We start from the raw sequence: 17,404 nt of genomic DNA, 5'->3' as shown, positions 1-17,404 counted from the left end.
CCTTAGCACCTCTAAATTGCTATGAGTCCTGAAACTAGAAAAAACTTACTTGCTGCCGCTACTTACGCCGGGGTGCTATTTGTGGGTTTATTACTCGGACAAAGTTTTGTGGATGAAAATACGAGGCCTAATAATAGTATTTTTCCTTCAGTTTTAGTGGATAAAAATGGGAAGCTTCAACAGCTTGTACAGATGATAAATGAATATTATGTAGATGTTGTAGGAAGCGATACACTGCAGGATTTTGCTATAAAGGAGGTTTTGTCTCACTTAGATCCCCACTCAACTTATATGGCCCCCGCACTGGCTAAGGCATTAGGAGAAGATTTAAATGGAAGCTTTGATGGTATTGGTGTAGAGTATTATCGGCTGAGGGATACGCTCATGATAACCGCTGTAACACTGGGAGGTCCTGGAGATAAAGCTGGAATAAAGATTGGTGATAAATTAATAGGAGTGGATGATAAGCCTATCTCGGGTGTCAATATGAAGGAGCAAGAGGTGGCTGCCAGAGTACGCGGTAAACGGGGAAGTATCGTTAATTTGTGGATTAATAGGGAAGGGGTAGATCTTTCGGAACCAATAAAGGTACGTCGTGATAAGATCGTTGTAAGCAGCATTGATGCGGCATATATTATTGATACGGCTATCGCCTATATAAAAATTAAGCGTTTTGGTGCACAAACCGCCAATGATTTTAAAGAAAATCTCAATCGTATGAAGCAGTATGGTGTAAACCGTCTGATACTAGATTTGAGAGAAAATGGTGGTGGGTATTTACGTTCGGCGACCGCACTTGCCAGCGAGTTTTTTAAGGATAAAAAACTACTTGTTTATACACAGGGAGCGCATGAACCCCGCACAGATTATTTTTCGACTGCAAATGGCATTTTTGACCAAGGTAAACTGGCCATACTGATAGATGAAAAATCAGCGTCTGCGAGCGAAATTGTTGCTGGAGCGGTGCAGGACCTTGATCGGGGTATCGTTGTAGGGAGAAGGTCTTTTGGAAAAGGTTTAGTACAAGATCAGTTTGAATTTGAAGATGGATCGGCCGTGAACCTTACCATCGCAAGATATTATACCCCATCTGGAAGAAGCATACAAAAGTCATATAAAGACGGTATTGACCAGTATTTTAATGAGATAAATAAGCGATATATCTCTGGTGAACTCACACGCGACAAAGAAAACGTTGTAGATACTTCCTTGTTTAAAGGCTTGCTATATCATACTACGTCAGGAAGACCCATATATGGAGGAGGAGGTATCATGCCAGACATTTATGTGCCTATTGACACCTTAGGTATAAATAGCTTTTACAAAAAGGTAATTAGAGAAAATCTGATCAATGATTATGTTTATAGCAACTTGGTTTCCACTCCGCCAGATTTTTCCATAGATCATTATATGAACCACTACAACCTTCCAAAAGATACCTATAGTAATTTTGTGAAGCTTTCACAAAAAAAAGGAATTGAAGTAAATAATAAACAAGCTGCATTGGCCCGTAATTTAATTGAATCGGATATGAAAGCACTCGTTGCCCGCTTCTTTTTTGGAGGCGAAGCTTATTTCAGAATAAAAAATAGTTCGGACCATATGCTGGTTAGAACGGTTGAAGCGCTTAAAAGATAATTGCTTCGTTTCTCGATAACGTTCTCGCTGATTTCTCTTAGTATTTTTGTTATTCATGCATTTTTCTCGGTGATTTGGTTTTAATAAAAAGGGTTTATCCTTTTGAATTACCAATCCTAACGAGAAATTATGGAAAAAAACAAGCCTTTTCAAATCCAGCTATTTATACTATTGTTAGTGGTACTGACAATCTCTCTGCCTATAAGGATTCTTGCGCAAAATCTTACTTCTATAGCAGGTACAATCAGAAGTCAGACAGATAATACTACTTTGCCAGGAGTAAGTGTGAAAGTCAAAGGACAAACTACCGGCACCTCTTCTAATACGGAAGGACGCTATCGTGTTGAAGCAAAAACGGGTGATATATTAGTCTTTTCTTCGGTTGGTTACCAAACGAAAGAACTAGCAATAGGTAATGACGCAATTGTTGATGTACTGTTAATAGAAGACGCTGCTCAATTAAATGAAGTGGTGGTAACTGCCTTGGGGATTGAAAGACAAACTAAATCGTTAACCTATGCTACTCAGGAATTGAAAAATGAGGATCTAACTACAGTGAAAGATCCTAGTGGCAACGTAATGAATAGCTTAAATGGAAAGGTAGCAGGAGCAGTAGTCACACCCGCAGCAACGGGGCCCGGCGGTGCGGTAAGGGTGGTGTTAAGGGGAAACCGATCCATTAGTGGAAATAATAATGCATTGATAGTAGTAGATGGTGTGCCTATTGATAATACAATGAGTACAGAACAAGGGGGAGGGGGATCTGCCAATACAGTTGCCACGCAACAAAAGAGCTTAAGTAGCGGTTATTCAGGAAGTGACGGTGGGGCAAGTATCAATCCTGAGGACGTAGAATCAATTACCGTCTTAAAAGGACCAGCCGCTGCCGCCTTATATGGCAGTCGTGCTGCTAATGGTGCTTTAATGATTACTACTAAAAAGGGTAAAGATGGAGCGGTGAAGCTAAATTATAGCGGCGGTATAACAACCGATAAACCATTATTATTAATGGATTTTCAGAATACATACGGCAGGGGCAATGGTGGTGTTGCGGGAACGGATGCCGCAGGCAGTTGGGGTGCTGTGGCAGCTACTTATCCGGATAATGTACGTAGCTTCTATAACACCGGTACTACGATAAATAATTCCGTTAATATTTCTGGAGGAACAGCGAAAATGCAAGGCTACGCCTCTTATACGAATAATGCAATCGCTGGTATTGTTCCCACTAACCACTTAGATCGTAATACATTAAATTTAAGATTGAATAATGAAATTTTACCAGGTTTAACTACGGATGTTAAAGTTACCTATCTCAATCAAAAAATAAAAAATAAACCACGGTTAGGAGATAATGGGGTAACAAACGAGGCCTTGATCATGCCGAGAGACATGTCATCTGAAGAGCTAAAGAATTTTGAAAGCATAAATGCCGAGACCTTACAACCACAGCCCTTATATTGGACGAATAGTTCTTTTTTTCAAAATCCCTATTGGGATGTGCGTCGCACATCATTAAACGAGGAACGTAATCGTATTATGTTGGTTGGTTCCGTGAAATATCAATTAACGGACTGGTTATTTGCTCAAGGGCGGTATAGTTTAGACAGGTACGATGATAAAATTACGGGTGCATTTCACGAGGGTACCTTGCCCGTCCCTACACTGGCCGGAGGGCGTTATCAAGAGAATCATGTGAACCGATGGGAACGAAATATTGATTTTCTTCTCTCCGGAACCAATGAAATAGGAACTGATTTCGGTGTAAATTATAATATTGGGGCCGCATTGCTTAATAACAGTGGTTACAATACACAATCATTGGCAAATGGTTTGCGTATTCCTAATATGTTTGATTTGAATTTTGCCAGCACACCTACTTTTGCAAACATAGCGGCTGAAAAAGAAATTCAATCGGTATATGGAAGCGCAACGCTTAACTATAAACAGCAGCTATTCTTGGATGTAACGGCACGGAATGATTGGTCATCTACGTTGCCTGCTCCTCATAGTTATTTTTATCCTTCGTTCGGCCTTTCGGGACTTCTTTCTGAAATGATAAAAATGCCATCATGGGTAAGTTATGCAAAAGTTCGTGGTGCGTATACACAAGTTGGTAATGATGCAGATCCTTATCTGCTACAGCAAACTTATTCCTATAGCCCAGGTGCTGGTGATGGCTTTGTTGCGAGAGATCAAATAAAATATATTGATGATTTAAAGCCTGAAAAAACAAAGGCTTGGGAAATCGGTACTGAATGGCGTTTTTTTGAAGGACGTTTGGGCTTGGATGCTTCTGTATATAAAACTAATACTGTTAATCAGCTAATCTTTATCGGCTTACCACAACCATCGGGCTATAATAATCAATATGTAAATGTGGGTGATATCGAAAATAAAGGTTTAGAGATTATGTTAACTGGAAATCCAGTTAAAAAGGATAATTTATCATGGAATACAACGCTGAACTTTGCTTTGAACCGTAATAAGGTATTGTCGTTATTACCTGGAATTGAACAAGCGAACCTATCGCCATCAACTAATTTTGGCAGCCTATTAATTAAACCTGGAGGATCTTATGGTGATATTTATGGCTTTAAATGGGCTCAAGACGCAAATGGCGCCTATCAAATTAACAACGCCGGGTTGCCTGTAGTGCAGCAATTGCAAAACATAGGTAATTTTAATCCTGATTATACCATCAGCTGGTTGAATCAGGTAGATTATAAACAATTCACACTCTCTTTTATGATTGATGGGCGTGTTGGTGGAACTGTTATTTCAGGAACAGATGCTTTATTGGGCTATTTTGGTTTAGCCGATTATACGACGAAAAATCGGGAAGGCGGATTGGTATTGCCTGGAGTACTACCTGATGGAAGTCCAAATAATATCGCTATATCTGCTGAGCAGTTATGGACGCAAGTATCACAGGGTGGAACAAATGCCTATGGTGATTTTTTTGCTTATGATGCTACTAATTTTCGCTTACGTGAACTGTCGTTAGGTTATACATTAACCTTAAAAAATAGCCCCATTAAAACGGCTAGATTTTCGCTTACCGGAAGAAACTTGTTCTTCTTCTACCGCGGAAAGTCTAAATTGGATATTCCCGGTATTGGAAAGCGTACATTACCGGTAGATCCTGAGGCCGCGATAGGTACGAGCAATTTTCAGGGGATCGAAAGTGGGATATTACCCTCTACGCGCAGTTTTGGTTTCAATTTAAATTTATCTTTTTAACTTATAAAAAGTATACGAAATGAAGGCACATTTTAAATATATATGCTTACCAGTATGGCTCTTATTGGTAATATCTTGTACAAGCGATTTCGAAGATATTAATACAAATCCATCGAAATTAACGGAAGCTGGGGCTAGAGAGATTCCTTTTATGTTTTCACGTGCACAATCTGCAGCCACTATTCATCGACCCTATTATCAAACGATCTCTATTTTGATGCCAGATTTATACGCGCAGTATTATGCACTTACTACGACTAGTTTTACCACCGATCGATATGCGCTAAATGATACCTGGTTATCTAGACCTGCAATTATAACCTATGTGCTGACCATGCCTCAACTACAGGCTATTTTTGATAATACTGAACCAACATCTGGAGAATACGCTTTAGCCAATATCATGAAAGCATATACTTTTCAACGTTATACGGACCAATTTGGCCCGGTACCCTATTTTCAAGCAGGCAGTACAGCAAATAGTATCCCCTATGATTCACAGGAAGCTATTTATGATGATTTATTTAAACGTCTGGATTCAGCGGTCGTGAATTTGAAAAATGGAAATGTGAATAATGTTTTTGGAACGCAGGATCTTATTTATGAGGGGGATGTCTCGAAGTGGATTAAATTCGCAAACACATTACGTTTGCGCATGGCGATGCGGATTTCGAAAGTGAATCCGACAAGAGCACAACAAGAAGCGGAAGCTGCTGTAGCAGCTGGAGTAATGACTGATAATGGCGAAAGTGCCACTATACAGCGTTCCCTGAATGGAGACGACGCAAATGGTTTAGCATTTAATGCGGCTAATAATGAGTTTAGCATGAGCTCCACCATGGCCTCTTATTTAAAGGGTTATCAGGACCCTCGCCTTGCGGTGTTCTTTCAACCGGCTGTAGCTACGGGTGAATTTAAAGGATTAAGAAATGGGTCATCGGCCACAGCTATTAATATGCCTGGAAACAGGCCAAATCAGACATCTAATATTGGGGTAAAATGGGTTGAAAGAAATAGTGAAGGGAGTGCATGGGAAGCCCATTTAGAAGCTCGACAAGAGGTTTTAGCCACCGCGGAAGCTTATTTTCTTCGGGCTGAAGGAGCTTTAAATGGCTGGAATATGGGCGGATCTGCGAGAGAATTGTATGAAAAGGGTATAACATTGAGCTTGCAACAGTGGGGTGTTACGGATGCATCAATCATCAATTCTTATATTCAAAGCAATGCTATTCCTGTTGCCCCTGGAGATGAGGCAAATTCACCAGCAGTATCAGACATACCTGTTGCTTGGAGTGCTTCTGAAGTGGTACAGCGTGCCCAAATTGCTACACAGAAATGGATAGCTATTTTCCCTGATGGAATAGAAGCTTGGTCGGAATTTCGTCGTACAGGTTACCCAGTCATGTATCCCCTATTGCAATCGGACAATGCTGATTTGCCATTGGGCAGCTTTATTAATAGATTGCCCTATTCTTCTGTAGAGGCTTCTACTAATGGAGAAGCACTAGAGGCGGGAAGGAAATTGCTTGGTGGTGCAGACAATGCCGCTACAAAGGTATGGTGGGACGTAGATTGATTGGGTTTAATTTATTTATATGAGCTGTTTTCGAAGTACAAAATATTTGTTCTATATACTAATGCTACCAATGATGCTAAATGCACAGGAAAATATGCTGCCAAAAGTTTTTGAAGATAAACCTAAGGTTGATTTCATTGCATCTCATTATCGTCTACTGGCAACAAGTGCATTCCGGAATTTAACGGTTGCTAACAATAAGGCAGATTGGTTAAAACAGAAGGAGGCAATCAAGAAAGATATAGTGACTTATTCGGGCGTACACTTGTCTCAAACATTGCCATTGGAAATGAAAGAAACAGGACATGTACAGCAAAACGGCTATATCATTAAGAATATAAAATTTCAAACCAGACCAAATGTGTCTGCTACGGCGAATTTATATTTGCCTGAGGGTAAAGGTCCTTTTCCAGCAGTAATCATTACACACGGACATTGGCCGGATGCCCGAAGATCCGACTTATTCCAATCAGTAGCACAAGTATTAGTACAAGCTGGATATGTTGCGCTGACAATAGATGCATGGGGAGCTGGTGAACGTTGTACAGACATTCGCGAGCAAGAATATCATGGCGCCAATTTAGGTGCCTCGCTACTAAATGTGGGACAGTCTTTACTGGGAATGCAGTTAACCGATAATATTCGAGGGATAGATTTACTTTGTTCTTTGCCAGAAGTTGATCCTACGAATATTGGTGCTACTGGTGCAAGTGGAGGAGGAAACCAGACAATGTGGTTAGCTGCTTTAGATGAACGTGTTAAAGCTGCTGTTCCGGTTGTTAGTGTCGGGACTTTTCAATCATATATTATGAACAGCAATTGTGTTTGTGAACTTCTGCCGAAAGGTTTAACATTTACAGAAGAGGCTGCGGTACTTGGATTAGTAGCGCCACGGGCATTGAAAATTTTAAGTGCTGATAAAGATACTAATCCTTCATTTGTTCCTTCTGAAATGCTTAAAAGTTATGAAAGAGCGAAACCTCTTTTCTCTATAATGGGTGCGGAAAACAAGCTTACATACGAAACGTTTGATACGGGACATGGTTACTGGCCCCTTATGCGAGAGGCAATGCTTGGCTGGTTTAATTTACAGTTGAAGGGGAAGGGGGATGGAAAGGCTAGTGCGACTGCCGAAGTTTCACCATTAGATGCTGCTCGTTTAGCTACCTATCCGAATGGTGATCGCGACTTAAATATTGAAACAACCGCCTCCTTCTGCCAATCGGCAGGCTTGTTGATGCACGACCAAGTGTTTAAACAAAATGATTTGTCGATAGATAAGAAGCGAGCAGATTTGAGCTTGTTAATTAGTCAAGTTGAGAAGCGAAAAGTGAAAGAAATAAGACAGCTCGGGATGGAGGATGGCTGGCAAAAGAAAATATTAGTTACGGAAGAAGGTCAATCTATCCCTTTTTTATGGCATCCGGCTGCTGCTGAGGATAAACGATGTCGTGTATTTTTCCATCCAGGGGGTAAAGATAGTATATCAACAGAATTGATTGACCATGCGATCAAGAAAGATGAAAATGTTCTTTTAGTAGATCTTTGGGGTACAGGTGAACAAAGCTCTGCTGAAGCGCGTGCGATTGACGGACAGTTACCAGATTTTCATACACTATCGAGATCATCCATTTGGCTGGGAAGAACAGTGATGGCGGAGTGGTTTGCCGATATAAATGTTATATACGATTGGCTGGAACAACAGGGATATACGCGTGTGGAATTGAATGCGTACAAAGAAGCTGCTGTTGCTGCGTTGCTTTTTTCTGCTTCGAATAACATAGAAGTATTGAATTTATACGATGCTCCCTATAGCTACCAATTCGACCAACGAGCGGGGATTGATTTTTTTAATATGGCCATTCATTTACCAAATGTTTTACAATGGGGCGACATTTCCCTAATGGCAGCATTATCATCAAGTAAGGTGTGTTTTTATCGACCGCGTAGTATGTCTGGGAGATTGCTTAGTCGAGAACGCGCAAAAGTATTACATAATGAAATTGAATTTTTCACAAAACAGTTGCATAAACCCATTAAGGTTGAATTTTTAATCAATGATAATTAGATGAATTATGAAAATGAAAAGTAACCGACGTGATTTTTTAAAATATACCGGTATCGCCGGTCTTGGTACTGTAGCGGGAGGTGCTATTTCGTCTTGCTCAGGAACAGAACAGAAGGCAAAGAATCCGGAAGATAAACTTCATCATATCTTGGAAGCGAGCAGTCGGAAATATACACAGCAGTTTAATATGAGCGGTTATGGGGCTCCGAAGATCGATACGGTGCGAATTGGCTACATAGGATTAGGGAATAGAGGGGGTGCAGCTGTTGAGAGAATAAGTTATTTAGATGGGATACAGATCAATGCATTGTGCGACATAAGACCTGAGAAAGTAAGTGAGGCTAAAGAACGCATTAAGCGGCCAGGACATAATCCTACTCTTTATCATGATGGTGCAGAGGCTTGGAAAAAAGTCTGCGAGAGAGAAGATATTGATTTAATTTACATCTGCACACACTGGGCGCTTCATACACCAATAGCTGTTTATGCAATGGAACATGGCAAACATGTGGCAGTTGAAATTCCTGCCGCTACCACGGTAGACGACTGCTGGCAGCTGGTAGAAACATCAGAAAAAACAAAGAAACATTGTGTGATGCTCGAAAATTGTTGCTATGATTTTTTCGAACTCCTTACCCTTAACATGGTCAGACAAGGTTTTTTCGGTGAACTTATACATGGAGAAGGTGCTTATATCCATGATATTTTAGATAGTTTCTTCAAGAAGGATGCACGCTGGAACTTGTGGCGTTTAAGAGAAAATGCTGCGCACAATGGGAATCTGTATCCTACACATGGCTTTGGTCCTATCTGCCAGGCAATGGACATAAATCGCGGGGATCGTTTAGAATATATGGTTTCTATGTCTTCCAACGATTTCTTATTGAAGTCTTATGCAGAAAAAAAAGCGCAGGAGGACGCTTCTTTTAAAGAGTTTGTAGACCGTCCGTTTAGAGGCAACATGAATACAAGCACAATTCGTACCAGTAAGGGGCGCACGATTATGGTACAACATGATGTTTCTTCACCACGACCTTATTCGCGCATTCATCTTTTAAGCGGTACGAAGGCTACTGCGCAAAAATATCCTTTACCTGGTAAGATAGCTACTAGTCATGAAGGGTGGCTTGATGAAGTAGAAATGAAAAAATTGGAGGACCGTTATACACCGCCTATCGTTAAGAAAATAGGCGAGCTGGCAAAAAAAGTTGGAGGTCACGGTGGGATGGACTTCATGATGGACTGGCGGTTGATTGATTGCTTAAGAAATGGTTTACCAATGGATATGGATGTATATGACGCGGCTGCCTGGAGCGTAATATGTCCGCTTAGTGAGTGGTCTGTTGCCAATAAAAGTGGCTCGATTGATATTCCGGATTTTACAGGTGGCGCATGGAAAAATAATACACCCGTTGATATTACATTGAAAAGTGGTGGAACAACAGAAGTAAAAATGTAAGCTTTAGACAATTGACAGGTGAGGTTTTAGATTTATGCAGCACTTGTAATTTATTTTATCCTTAGCATTTAAACAAAATAAAATATATGAATATTATTAAAACAGAAAATCCGACAGAGCTTGGTAAAGAGGCAGGTAAAGCTGCGGGAAAGCTTATTGCTGAAGCTATACGTAAAAATGGGGAAGCTAATATTATTTTAGCTACAGGAACCAGTCAGTTTGAAACGATTAATCAGTTAATCAAAGAGGATATTGATTGGTCAAAAGTTACGATGTTTCATCTTGATGAGTATATCGGTTTGTCCATAACGCATGCTGCCAGTTTTAGAAAATACTTACAGGAACGCTTTCTTGACAAGGTAGGTAATTTAAAGGCCGCTTATCTTATTGATGGTGAGGCTGACGAAAATAATGAACGTAAACGGCTAGGTGAATTAATTAAAGAGCATCCAATAGATGTTGCTTTAGTGGGTATCGGTGAAAATGGTCATTTAGCATTTAATGATCCACCTGCAGATTTTGATACAGAAGAACCTTATTTGGCAGTAGATTTAGACCATCAATGCCGTCAGCAACAGTTGGGTGAGGGCTGGTTTAATTCTCTTGAAGAAGTGCCTTCAAAAGCCATAAGCATGTCGGTGAATCAGATACTTAAATCCAAATATATTATTTGTTCAGTACCTGATGCTAGAAAAGCACAAGCGGTTAAGGATAGTATAGAAAAAGAAGTGAGTAATCTTTATCCGGCAAGTATTCTGCAAAGGCATCCTCATTGTACTTTTTATTTAGATGCGTCTTCTGCCTCTTTGCTAGTGTAACTACCTTCTTTTTGTGTTGATTGTCTTACAATAAGTTTTCCCGGTAAGATAATGTCTTGTATAGGTGTTTGTTTTTTGTTAAGGTGTTTTAACAATAATTCGCAGCTTATACGACCAATATCAAACGCCGGCTCTGCTACTGTGCTTATGGTTGGAGAGAGGAGTGATGAAACAGGGTCATTGGTAAATCCAATGACTCCCATCTCTTTTCCAATTTGTATATTTCTTCTCTTTAAAGCTACTGTTGCTCCAATAGCCTTTCTGTCGTTGACCGCAAAAATAGCATTGGGCAGTAAGTGCGGTTGCAGTTTAAGAAGAGTGTTCGTGTCTTGTTCGCCGCATTCTTGTGAGAAGCCTGAATATATAATCCATTCCTCATGCATGGGCAAGCAATGGCGTTTAAGAGCGTCCGTATAGCCTTTTAAACGCTTTTCAGTAAAGGGGAGCCCCTTTGGGCCAGCAATATGTGCAATTTTTGTATATCCTTGTTTTACCAAGTGACTGGTAGCCTGAAAAGCACCATTGTAGTCGTCTTGAGTAACTCTTGAAACAATGAGGTCGTCAATTACGCGATCGAAAAAGACGATTGGTATTTCCCGGGACATTAACTCTTTGAAATGTTCCCCTGAATTGCAACATGTAGAAACTAATAGTCCGTCCAGGCCCGTGGCGGAAAGGTTACGGGTTATATTGAGCTCTCTTTCTGGTGAATCATTTGTAACATACAAAATGATATTATAGTCGTGATTATAAGCTACTTCCTGGATGCCGGTGATGACGGTTGAGAAGTAATAATTTGTTATGAAGGGAAGAATAATACCAATGTTATGCGTCTTTCCATTAACCAAACTCATTGCATTAAAGTTAGGTTTATAGCGGAGTTCTGCGGCCATTGCCTGAACCCTATCTTTTGTTTCTTGACTGACATCATAAGTATCTCGGAGGGCCCTTGATACGGTGGAAACCGATATGTTGAGGGCTCTTGCGAGATCTTTTATCGTAGTCGGATTTGACATAATAGCAGCTTCCGCTCTTTTTAAGCGCTTAAATATTAGTAAGGTCCCTTGTTACAGCACAGGTTTAATTAGTAGCACGTTGGTAAATATAGCAAATATTTAAGCAAAAAGCTATTGCTTAACCGCGCTTGATTTTAACAATGGAACGAAAGGGAATCTATCTATTTTTGTCTAAAAAATATTTGTATAGGAACGCCCTCAAAATCGAAATTTTCGCGAAGCTTATTTTCAATGAATCGTTTATAGGGATCTTTGATATATTGGGGTAAATTACAGAAAAAAGCAAACATTGGTGATTTGCCTGCAATTTGAGTAATGTATTTTATTTTAACATATTTTCCCTTAAGAGCTGGAGGAGGATTGTTTTCAATAATCGGAAGCATTACATCGTTCAGTTTGGAAGTAGAGATTTTTTTGAATTTGCTTTCATATACTTTAGAAGCTGCTTCGATGGCTTTGAAAATTCTTTGCTTTTCTGTAACAGATGTAAACACTATTGGATAATCAGTAAATGGAGCAGTCTTTTCTCTTATCTGATCTTCGAATTTTTTTGTAGTCTTATGGTCTTTCTCTATTAAATCCCATTTATTTACTAATAACACTATTCCCTTTTTGTTTTTCTCTGCTAAGTGGAAGATATTGATGTCTTGTGATTCAATACCTTCGGCTGCATCTATCATTAAAATTACCACGTCAGCATCTTCCAATGCTTTAATGCTACGCATTACCGAATAAAATTCTATATTTTCTCTAACCTTCGTTTTTTTCCGTAAACCCGCTGTATCAATGAGCATAAATTCATGTCCAAATTGATTGTAGTGGATTTGGATAGAATCACGTGTGGTACCAGCGATAGGCGTTACAATATTTCGATCCTTCCCAATCAACGCGTTTATAAGAGAAGATTTGCCGACATTTGGTCTTCCAACAATGGCATATCTAGGTAATGTATTCTCTTCCTCTTGTACATCGTCAAAATGCTTAACCACTTCATCTAGTAATTCACCCGTTCCGGAGCCAGTCATAGACGACAAATTATATATTTCTCCCAAGCCGAGACTATAAAATACTGAAGCTTCGTTATGCAACTGGTGATGGTCTACCTTGTTTGCTATCACAAAAACGGGTTTCTTGGATCGACGTAAGAGCTTTGCGATGTCATCATCTAAATCTGTGACACCCACCGTTACATCCACCATAAAAAGGATTATGGATGCTTCTTCAATAGCTATTAATACTTGCTCTCTAATGGCTGCTTCAAACACGTCATCAGAACCATGTACATAGCCGCCAGTATCTATCACGGTAAACGTTTTTCCTGTCCATTCCGCTTGGCCGTAGTGGCGATCACGTGTGACCCCGCTAAAATCATCAACAATAGCTTTTCTACTTTCTGTTAATCGATTATAGAGGGTGGATTTGCCAACATTCGGTCGGCCTACGATAGCAACGATATTAGACATTTGTTCTTATTTATCCTTTGTGTAGTCTGTATGGCGGCAAAGTTAATGATAAGGATTGATATTTCGTGTATGGATGATGATGTCTATTCCTCTTTGGATTGACTTAATTTAACATAATATTCATTTTTTTTGTAAAATTGTTAATGTAGGCGTAATACTTGTGGTGTATTTTTGCGCAATTGATTTAGGCTTTAAGAAGAAGTATAATATGACAAAGGTAGAAAGGAAAAGACCTGTGGTATTGAATAATGTGCAGGATGATTCATTTAAGTGGAAGCCATTGCCTAAGGCTGCTGGTAAGTGGCCCTATCGATTAGATATAAATAAAGTGCTACTGGGGGAAGACTTGTCATCTTCTATGCAGTTTCATATGGTTGGAGATACAGGAAGTGTTAAACATTCTGATTTTCAGCGTTTAGTTGCCAAAGAAATGACAAGCCAAATTTCAATGGCCGAACAGGATTTCACCGTTCCTTCCTTTTTGCTGCATTTGGGGGATATCGTTTACAATCATGGTGAAGCGAACGAGTATCCAGCTCAATTTTTTGACCCGTATGAGCAGTATCCCGCTCCAATATTTGCAATTCCTGGAAACCATGATGCCGATATAAATCCTGATAGCAAAACACCTTATGCTAGTTTAGCGGCATTTACCGAAGTTTTTTGCGCTCGTGAGCAGCAATTGATAGCTTTTTCGAAGGGAAGTAATCGATTGAGTATGATACAGCCGAATGTGTATTGGACCCTGAAAACTCCGCTTGCAAATTTTATTTGCTTGTATGGAAATATCACAAAGTTTGGTACGATAACGGAAGAGCAAGAGGCTTGGTTTATACAGGAATTATTGAATGCGCATTTGGAACGACCAGATAAAGCACTTATTATATGTTTGCACCATGCTCCTTATTCGGCGGATACGAATCATGGCTCGAGCTTACAAATGATTTCGTTTTTAGAAAAATCTTATGATAAGGCAGGTGTAAAGCCTGATATTGTGTTCAGCGGGCACGTCCACAGTTATCAACGATTCAGTAAGCACTATACCGACGGTACCATTGTACCATACATAGTGGCAGGGGCAGGGGGGTACGCAGGATTGCATCCGATTGCTAAGTTGGATGATGCGAACGTTACGGATGATCTAGCCATCTTAAAAGATGTAAGGTTGGAAAATTACTGCGACGACTGTTATGGTTTCCTCAAAGTGGAAATTAAAAAGATAAACGGAAATCTTCTATTAACGGGTGAATACCATACCTTGGCAGACAACTGCTTGGATGGCGTTGCTAATGCAGTACTATTTGAACGGTTTTATGTGCCATTAAGGTACCCTGAATATTCTTTGTAATTGCAGGATAAAGTTGCATAAAACACAGCTTATTAAAGAGCTGTGTTTTATGCAACTGTTGTGGGGATTTAATTGACAGTGTCTAATACTGCGTTTAAGGTACTGCTAGGTCGCATTGCCTTTGATGCTAATGTATCGTCAAGAGAATAATATCCCCCGATATCAATTTTAGAACCTTGCGCATTATTTAGCTCGGAGATAATCTTAGACTCGTTTTCTGATAGTGTTTTTGCCAAACCAGAAAATTGTGCTTTTAAATCTGCATCTTTATTTTGCGAAGCAAGTGCTTCCGCCCAATATAGTGCTAGATAGAAATGACTACCTCTATTATCAATTTCATTCACCTTACGAGAAGGTGACTTCTGATTATCTAATAATTTTCCAGTAGCTTGATCTAGCGTGTCTGCCAATACCAGCGCTTTAGGATTATTATAATTCACTCCCAAATGTTCAAGAGAAACCGCTAAAGCAAGGAACTCTCCTAGCGAATCCCAGCGCAGATGTCCCTCATCAACAAATTGCTCAACATGTTTTGGTGCGGAACCACCAGCGCCCGTTTCGAACAAACCACCGCCATTCATTAAAGGAACAATAGATAACATCTTAGCACTGGTTCCCAGCTCTAGAATAGGAAATAAATCTGTAAGGTAATCACGTAATACATTGCCTGTAACAGATATGGTGTCTTTACCTTCTTTCACGCGTTGGAGCGTGAACTCAGTAGCTTTTACAGGAGATAAAATATGAATATCTAAACCAGCCACATCGTGTTCGGGAAGATACGCTTTAACTTTTTTGATCAATTCTGCATCGTGTGGACGTTCTTCGTCTAACCAAAACACTGCAGGTGTTTCAGAGGCACGAGCACGGGTTACAGCAAGTTTAACCCAATCACGTATAGGAGCATCTTTTGCTTGACACATTCTCCAAATGTCTCCTTCTTCCACCTGATGACTTAACAGCACGTTTCCATTAGCGTCAATAACTTCCACTTTACCATTTGCAGTGATCTCAAATGTTTTATCATGCGAGCCATATTCTTCTGCCTTTTGAGCCATTAACCCTACATTTGGTACAGTACCCATTGTAGCAGGGTTAAATGCGCCATTCTTCTTGCAAAATTCTATGGTGGCTTGGTATATGCCAGCATAACTACTATCTGGAATAACTGCTTTTGTATCTTGCTGTTTACCTGCAGCATTCCACATTTGGCCAGAGCTTCTAATCATAGCTGGCATGGAGGCGTCGACAATAACATCACTAGGAACATGTAAATTGGTGATGCCTTTATCTGAATTTACCATGGCAATGGCTGGACCATTTTTAATGGCAGCTTGGATTGCACCATTAATGGCTTCTTTTTTATCAGCAGGTAGTTTTTCAATGGCACTTATAACGTCTCCCAAACCGCTGTTAGGGTTTGCTCCAACAGATTTCAAGTCGCTTGCATATGTTTCAAACACTTCTTTAAAGAAAGCTTTTACAGCATGACCGAAGATGATAGGATCTGAAACTTTCATCATGGTAGCTTTCATATGAAGAGAAAAAAGTATACCTGTTGCTTTTGTATCAGCAATTTGCTCATCTAAAAATTTCAAGAGCGCTTTTTTGCTCATTACAGTGGTGTCTATAATTTCACCGGCTAACAAATGAGTCTTTTCTTTTAGGGTAGTTGAAGTACCTGTGCTATCAGTGAAGACAATCTTTACATCCGTTTCTTCACTTACGGTCAACGATTTTTCATTATGGAAAAAGTCGCCACTATCCATTGTCGCTACATGGGATTTAGAGTCGGCACTCCATGCACCCATGCTGTGTGGATGTTTTTTAGCATAATTCTTTACAGCCTTAGGTGCACGACGGTCGGAATTTCCTTCACGGAGCACTGGATTCACTGCACTTCCTTTTACCTTGTCGTATTTCGCTCTGATCTCTTTCTCTTCGTCATTTTTTGGCTCATCAGGATAGTCTGGTAGTTTATACCCTTTTGCTTGAAGTTCCTTTATTGCAGATCTTAACTGGGGAATAGACGCACTAATGTTAGGCAGTTTGATGATATTGGCTTCTGGTTTGGTAGCGAGCTCACCTAGTTCTGCTAATGCATCAGAAACTTTTTGTTCTTCTGTTAAAAATTCAGGGAATAGCGCTAAAATCCTTCCGGCCAATGAAATATCTCGGGTTTCTACATCAATACCCGATGATGCGGTAAAAGCTTTAACAATCGGTAATAATGAATAGGTAGCTAAAGCAGGCGCTTCATCAGTTTTGGTGTAGATAATTTTGGATGTATTTGACATAATATACTTAAATTTTACTTTTCAAAATAAGAACGTTTTATCCGGTGTCTGTTTGACACGGATTGTGGTGCACAAACTTATGTAAATTGCTTTTATTATGCAATTTAATAAAGGTCTAATGGGGGTAAAAATGTAAGATTTAGGTTGAATAAAAAAGCCGATCAATTTCTTGACCGGCTGTAGTAGCGGGGACCAGACTCGAACTGATGTCCGCCAGCTGGCGGATAAGAGCCCGGCGGTCTACATTTTTGATTGATTGATCTGCTGCCGGATATAACTTCTACCTTTGGCGGATTTGAGTTGTTTTTCACGTGCGCTTGCGAGTTCCTTCGAAGGGAATTGTTCGGTGAATAGGATGATCCATGGCCTGACCTGATTGTCCATCCCTTCTTTGCAAGTTCATTGTGTGATTTGAACCTTTCTACCAAATTAGAGGTATAGCCGATATGTATCTTGTTGAATTCTTGAAAATAGAGGA

The 17,404-nt window shown here is 39.9% G+C and carries 10 protein-coding genes and 1 pseudogene; 7 read left to right on the top strand and 4 right to left on the bottom strand.

Going from position 1 to position 17,404, the window contains the following annotated elements:
* Positions 1-21 precede the first annotated feature (21 nt).
* The 6 genes from BMY50_RS24445 to BMY50_RS24420 all read left to right on the top strand — a co-directional run bounded on the left by BMY50_RS24445 (position 22) and on the right by BMY50_RS24420 (position 10,802).
* Positions 22-1,638, top strand: coding sequence for a S41 family peptidase (locus BMY50_RS24445; RefSeq protein ID WP_093330818.1), 1,617 nt, complete (start codon positions 22-24; stop codon positions 1,636-1,638).
* A 129-nt stretch (positions 1,639-1,767) separates the two neighbouring features.
* Positions 1,768-4,881, top strand: a complete 3,114-nt coding sequence (locus BMY50_RS24440) for a SusC/RagA family TonB-linked outer membrane protein (RefSeq protein WP_093330815.1) — start codon at positions 1,768-1,770, stop codon at positions 4,879-4,881.
* Between the two features lie 19 nt (positions 4,882-4,900).
* The gene (locus BMY50_RS24435; protein ID WP_093330810.1) at positions 4,901-6,457 is read left to right on the top strand and encodes a SusD/RagB family nutrient-binding outer membrane lipoprotein; all 1,557 of its coding nucleotides are present in this window, start codon (positions 4,901-4,903) and stop codon (positions 6,455-6,457) included.
* A 19-nt stretch (positions 6,458-6,476) separates the two neighbouring features.
* Positions 6,477-8,525 carry an alpha/beta hydrolase family protein gene (locus tag BMY50_RS24430; RefSeq protein ID WP_093330806.1) on the top strand — a complete coding sequence of 683 codons (2,049 nt, stop codon included), beginning with the start codon at positions 6,477-6,479 and terminating at the stop codon, positions 8,523-8,525.
* Positions 8,526-8,538: 13 nt separating this feature from the next.
* Positions 8,539-9,984: a Gfo/Idh/MocA family oxidoreductase gene (locus tag BMY50_RS24425; RefSeq protein WP_093331276.1), complete on the top strand. Its 1,446-nt coding sequence runs from the start codon at positions 8,539-8,541 to the stop codon at positions 9,982-9,984.
* Positions 9,985-10,070: 86 nt separating this feature from the next.
* Positions 10,071-10,802, top strand: a complete 732-nt coding sequence (locus tag BMY50_RS24420) for a glucosamine-6-phosphate deaminase (RefSeq protein WP_093330802.1) — start codon at positions 10,071-10,073, stop codon at positions 10,800-10,802.
* Here the strand turns inward: BMY50_RS24420 and BMY50_RS24415 are convergent.
* The gene (locus BMY50_RS24415) at positions 10,766-11,818 is read right to left on the bottom strand and encodes a LacI family DNA-binding transcriptional regulator (RefSeq protein WP_093330798.1); all 1,053 of its coding nucleotides are present in this window, start codon (positions 11,816-11,818) and stop codon (positions 10,766-10,768) included. The two genes, BMY50_RS24420 and BMY50_RS24415, sit on opposite strands and share 37 nt — an antisense overlap.
* A gap of 161 nt (positions 11,819-11,979) precedes the next feature.
* Entirely contained in the window at positions 11,980-13,281 is a 1,302-nt protein-coding gene (gene der / locus BMY50_RS24410) for a ribosome biogenesis GTPase Der (RefSeq protein ID WP_093330793.1), read from the bottom strand.
* A 208-nt stretch (positions 13,282-13,489) separates the two neighbouring features.
* On the opposite strand from der, the gene BMY50_RS24405 reads away from it, so the two are divergent.
* A complete protein-coding gene (locus tag BMY50_RS24405; RefSeq protein ID WP_093330784.1) occupies positions 13,490-14,629 on the top strand; it encodes a metallophosphoesterase family protein in 1,140 nt (379 codons plus the stop codon).
* Positions 14,630-14,697: 68 nt separating this feature from the next.
* Here BMY50_RS24405 and BMY50_RS24400 read toward each other — a convergent pair whose 3' ends face one another.
* Positions 14,698-16,926, bottom strand: coding sequence for an NADP-dependent isocitrate dehydrogenase (locus tag BMY50_RS24400; protein WP_093330777.1), 2,229 nt, complete (start codon positions 16,924-16,926; stop codon positions 14,698-14,700).
* A gap of 161 nt (positions 16,927-17,087) precedes the next feature.
* Positions 17,088-17,404 (bottom strand): annotated as a pseudogene (locus BMY50_RS24395) (GIY-YIG nuclease family protein); the annotation flags it as partial.

Source organism: Olivibacter domesticus (assembly GCF_900109575.1).
Taxonomy (GTDB): Bacteria; Bacteroidota; Bacteroidia; order Sphingobacteriales; family Sphingobacteriaceae; genus Olivibacter; species Olivibacter domesticus.
Note: the sequence above shows the minus strand (reverse complement) of the source record. Positions and strands in the feature narration are given on the sequence as shown.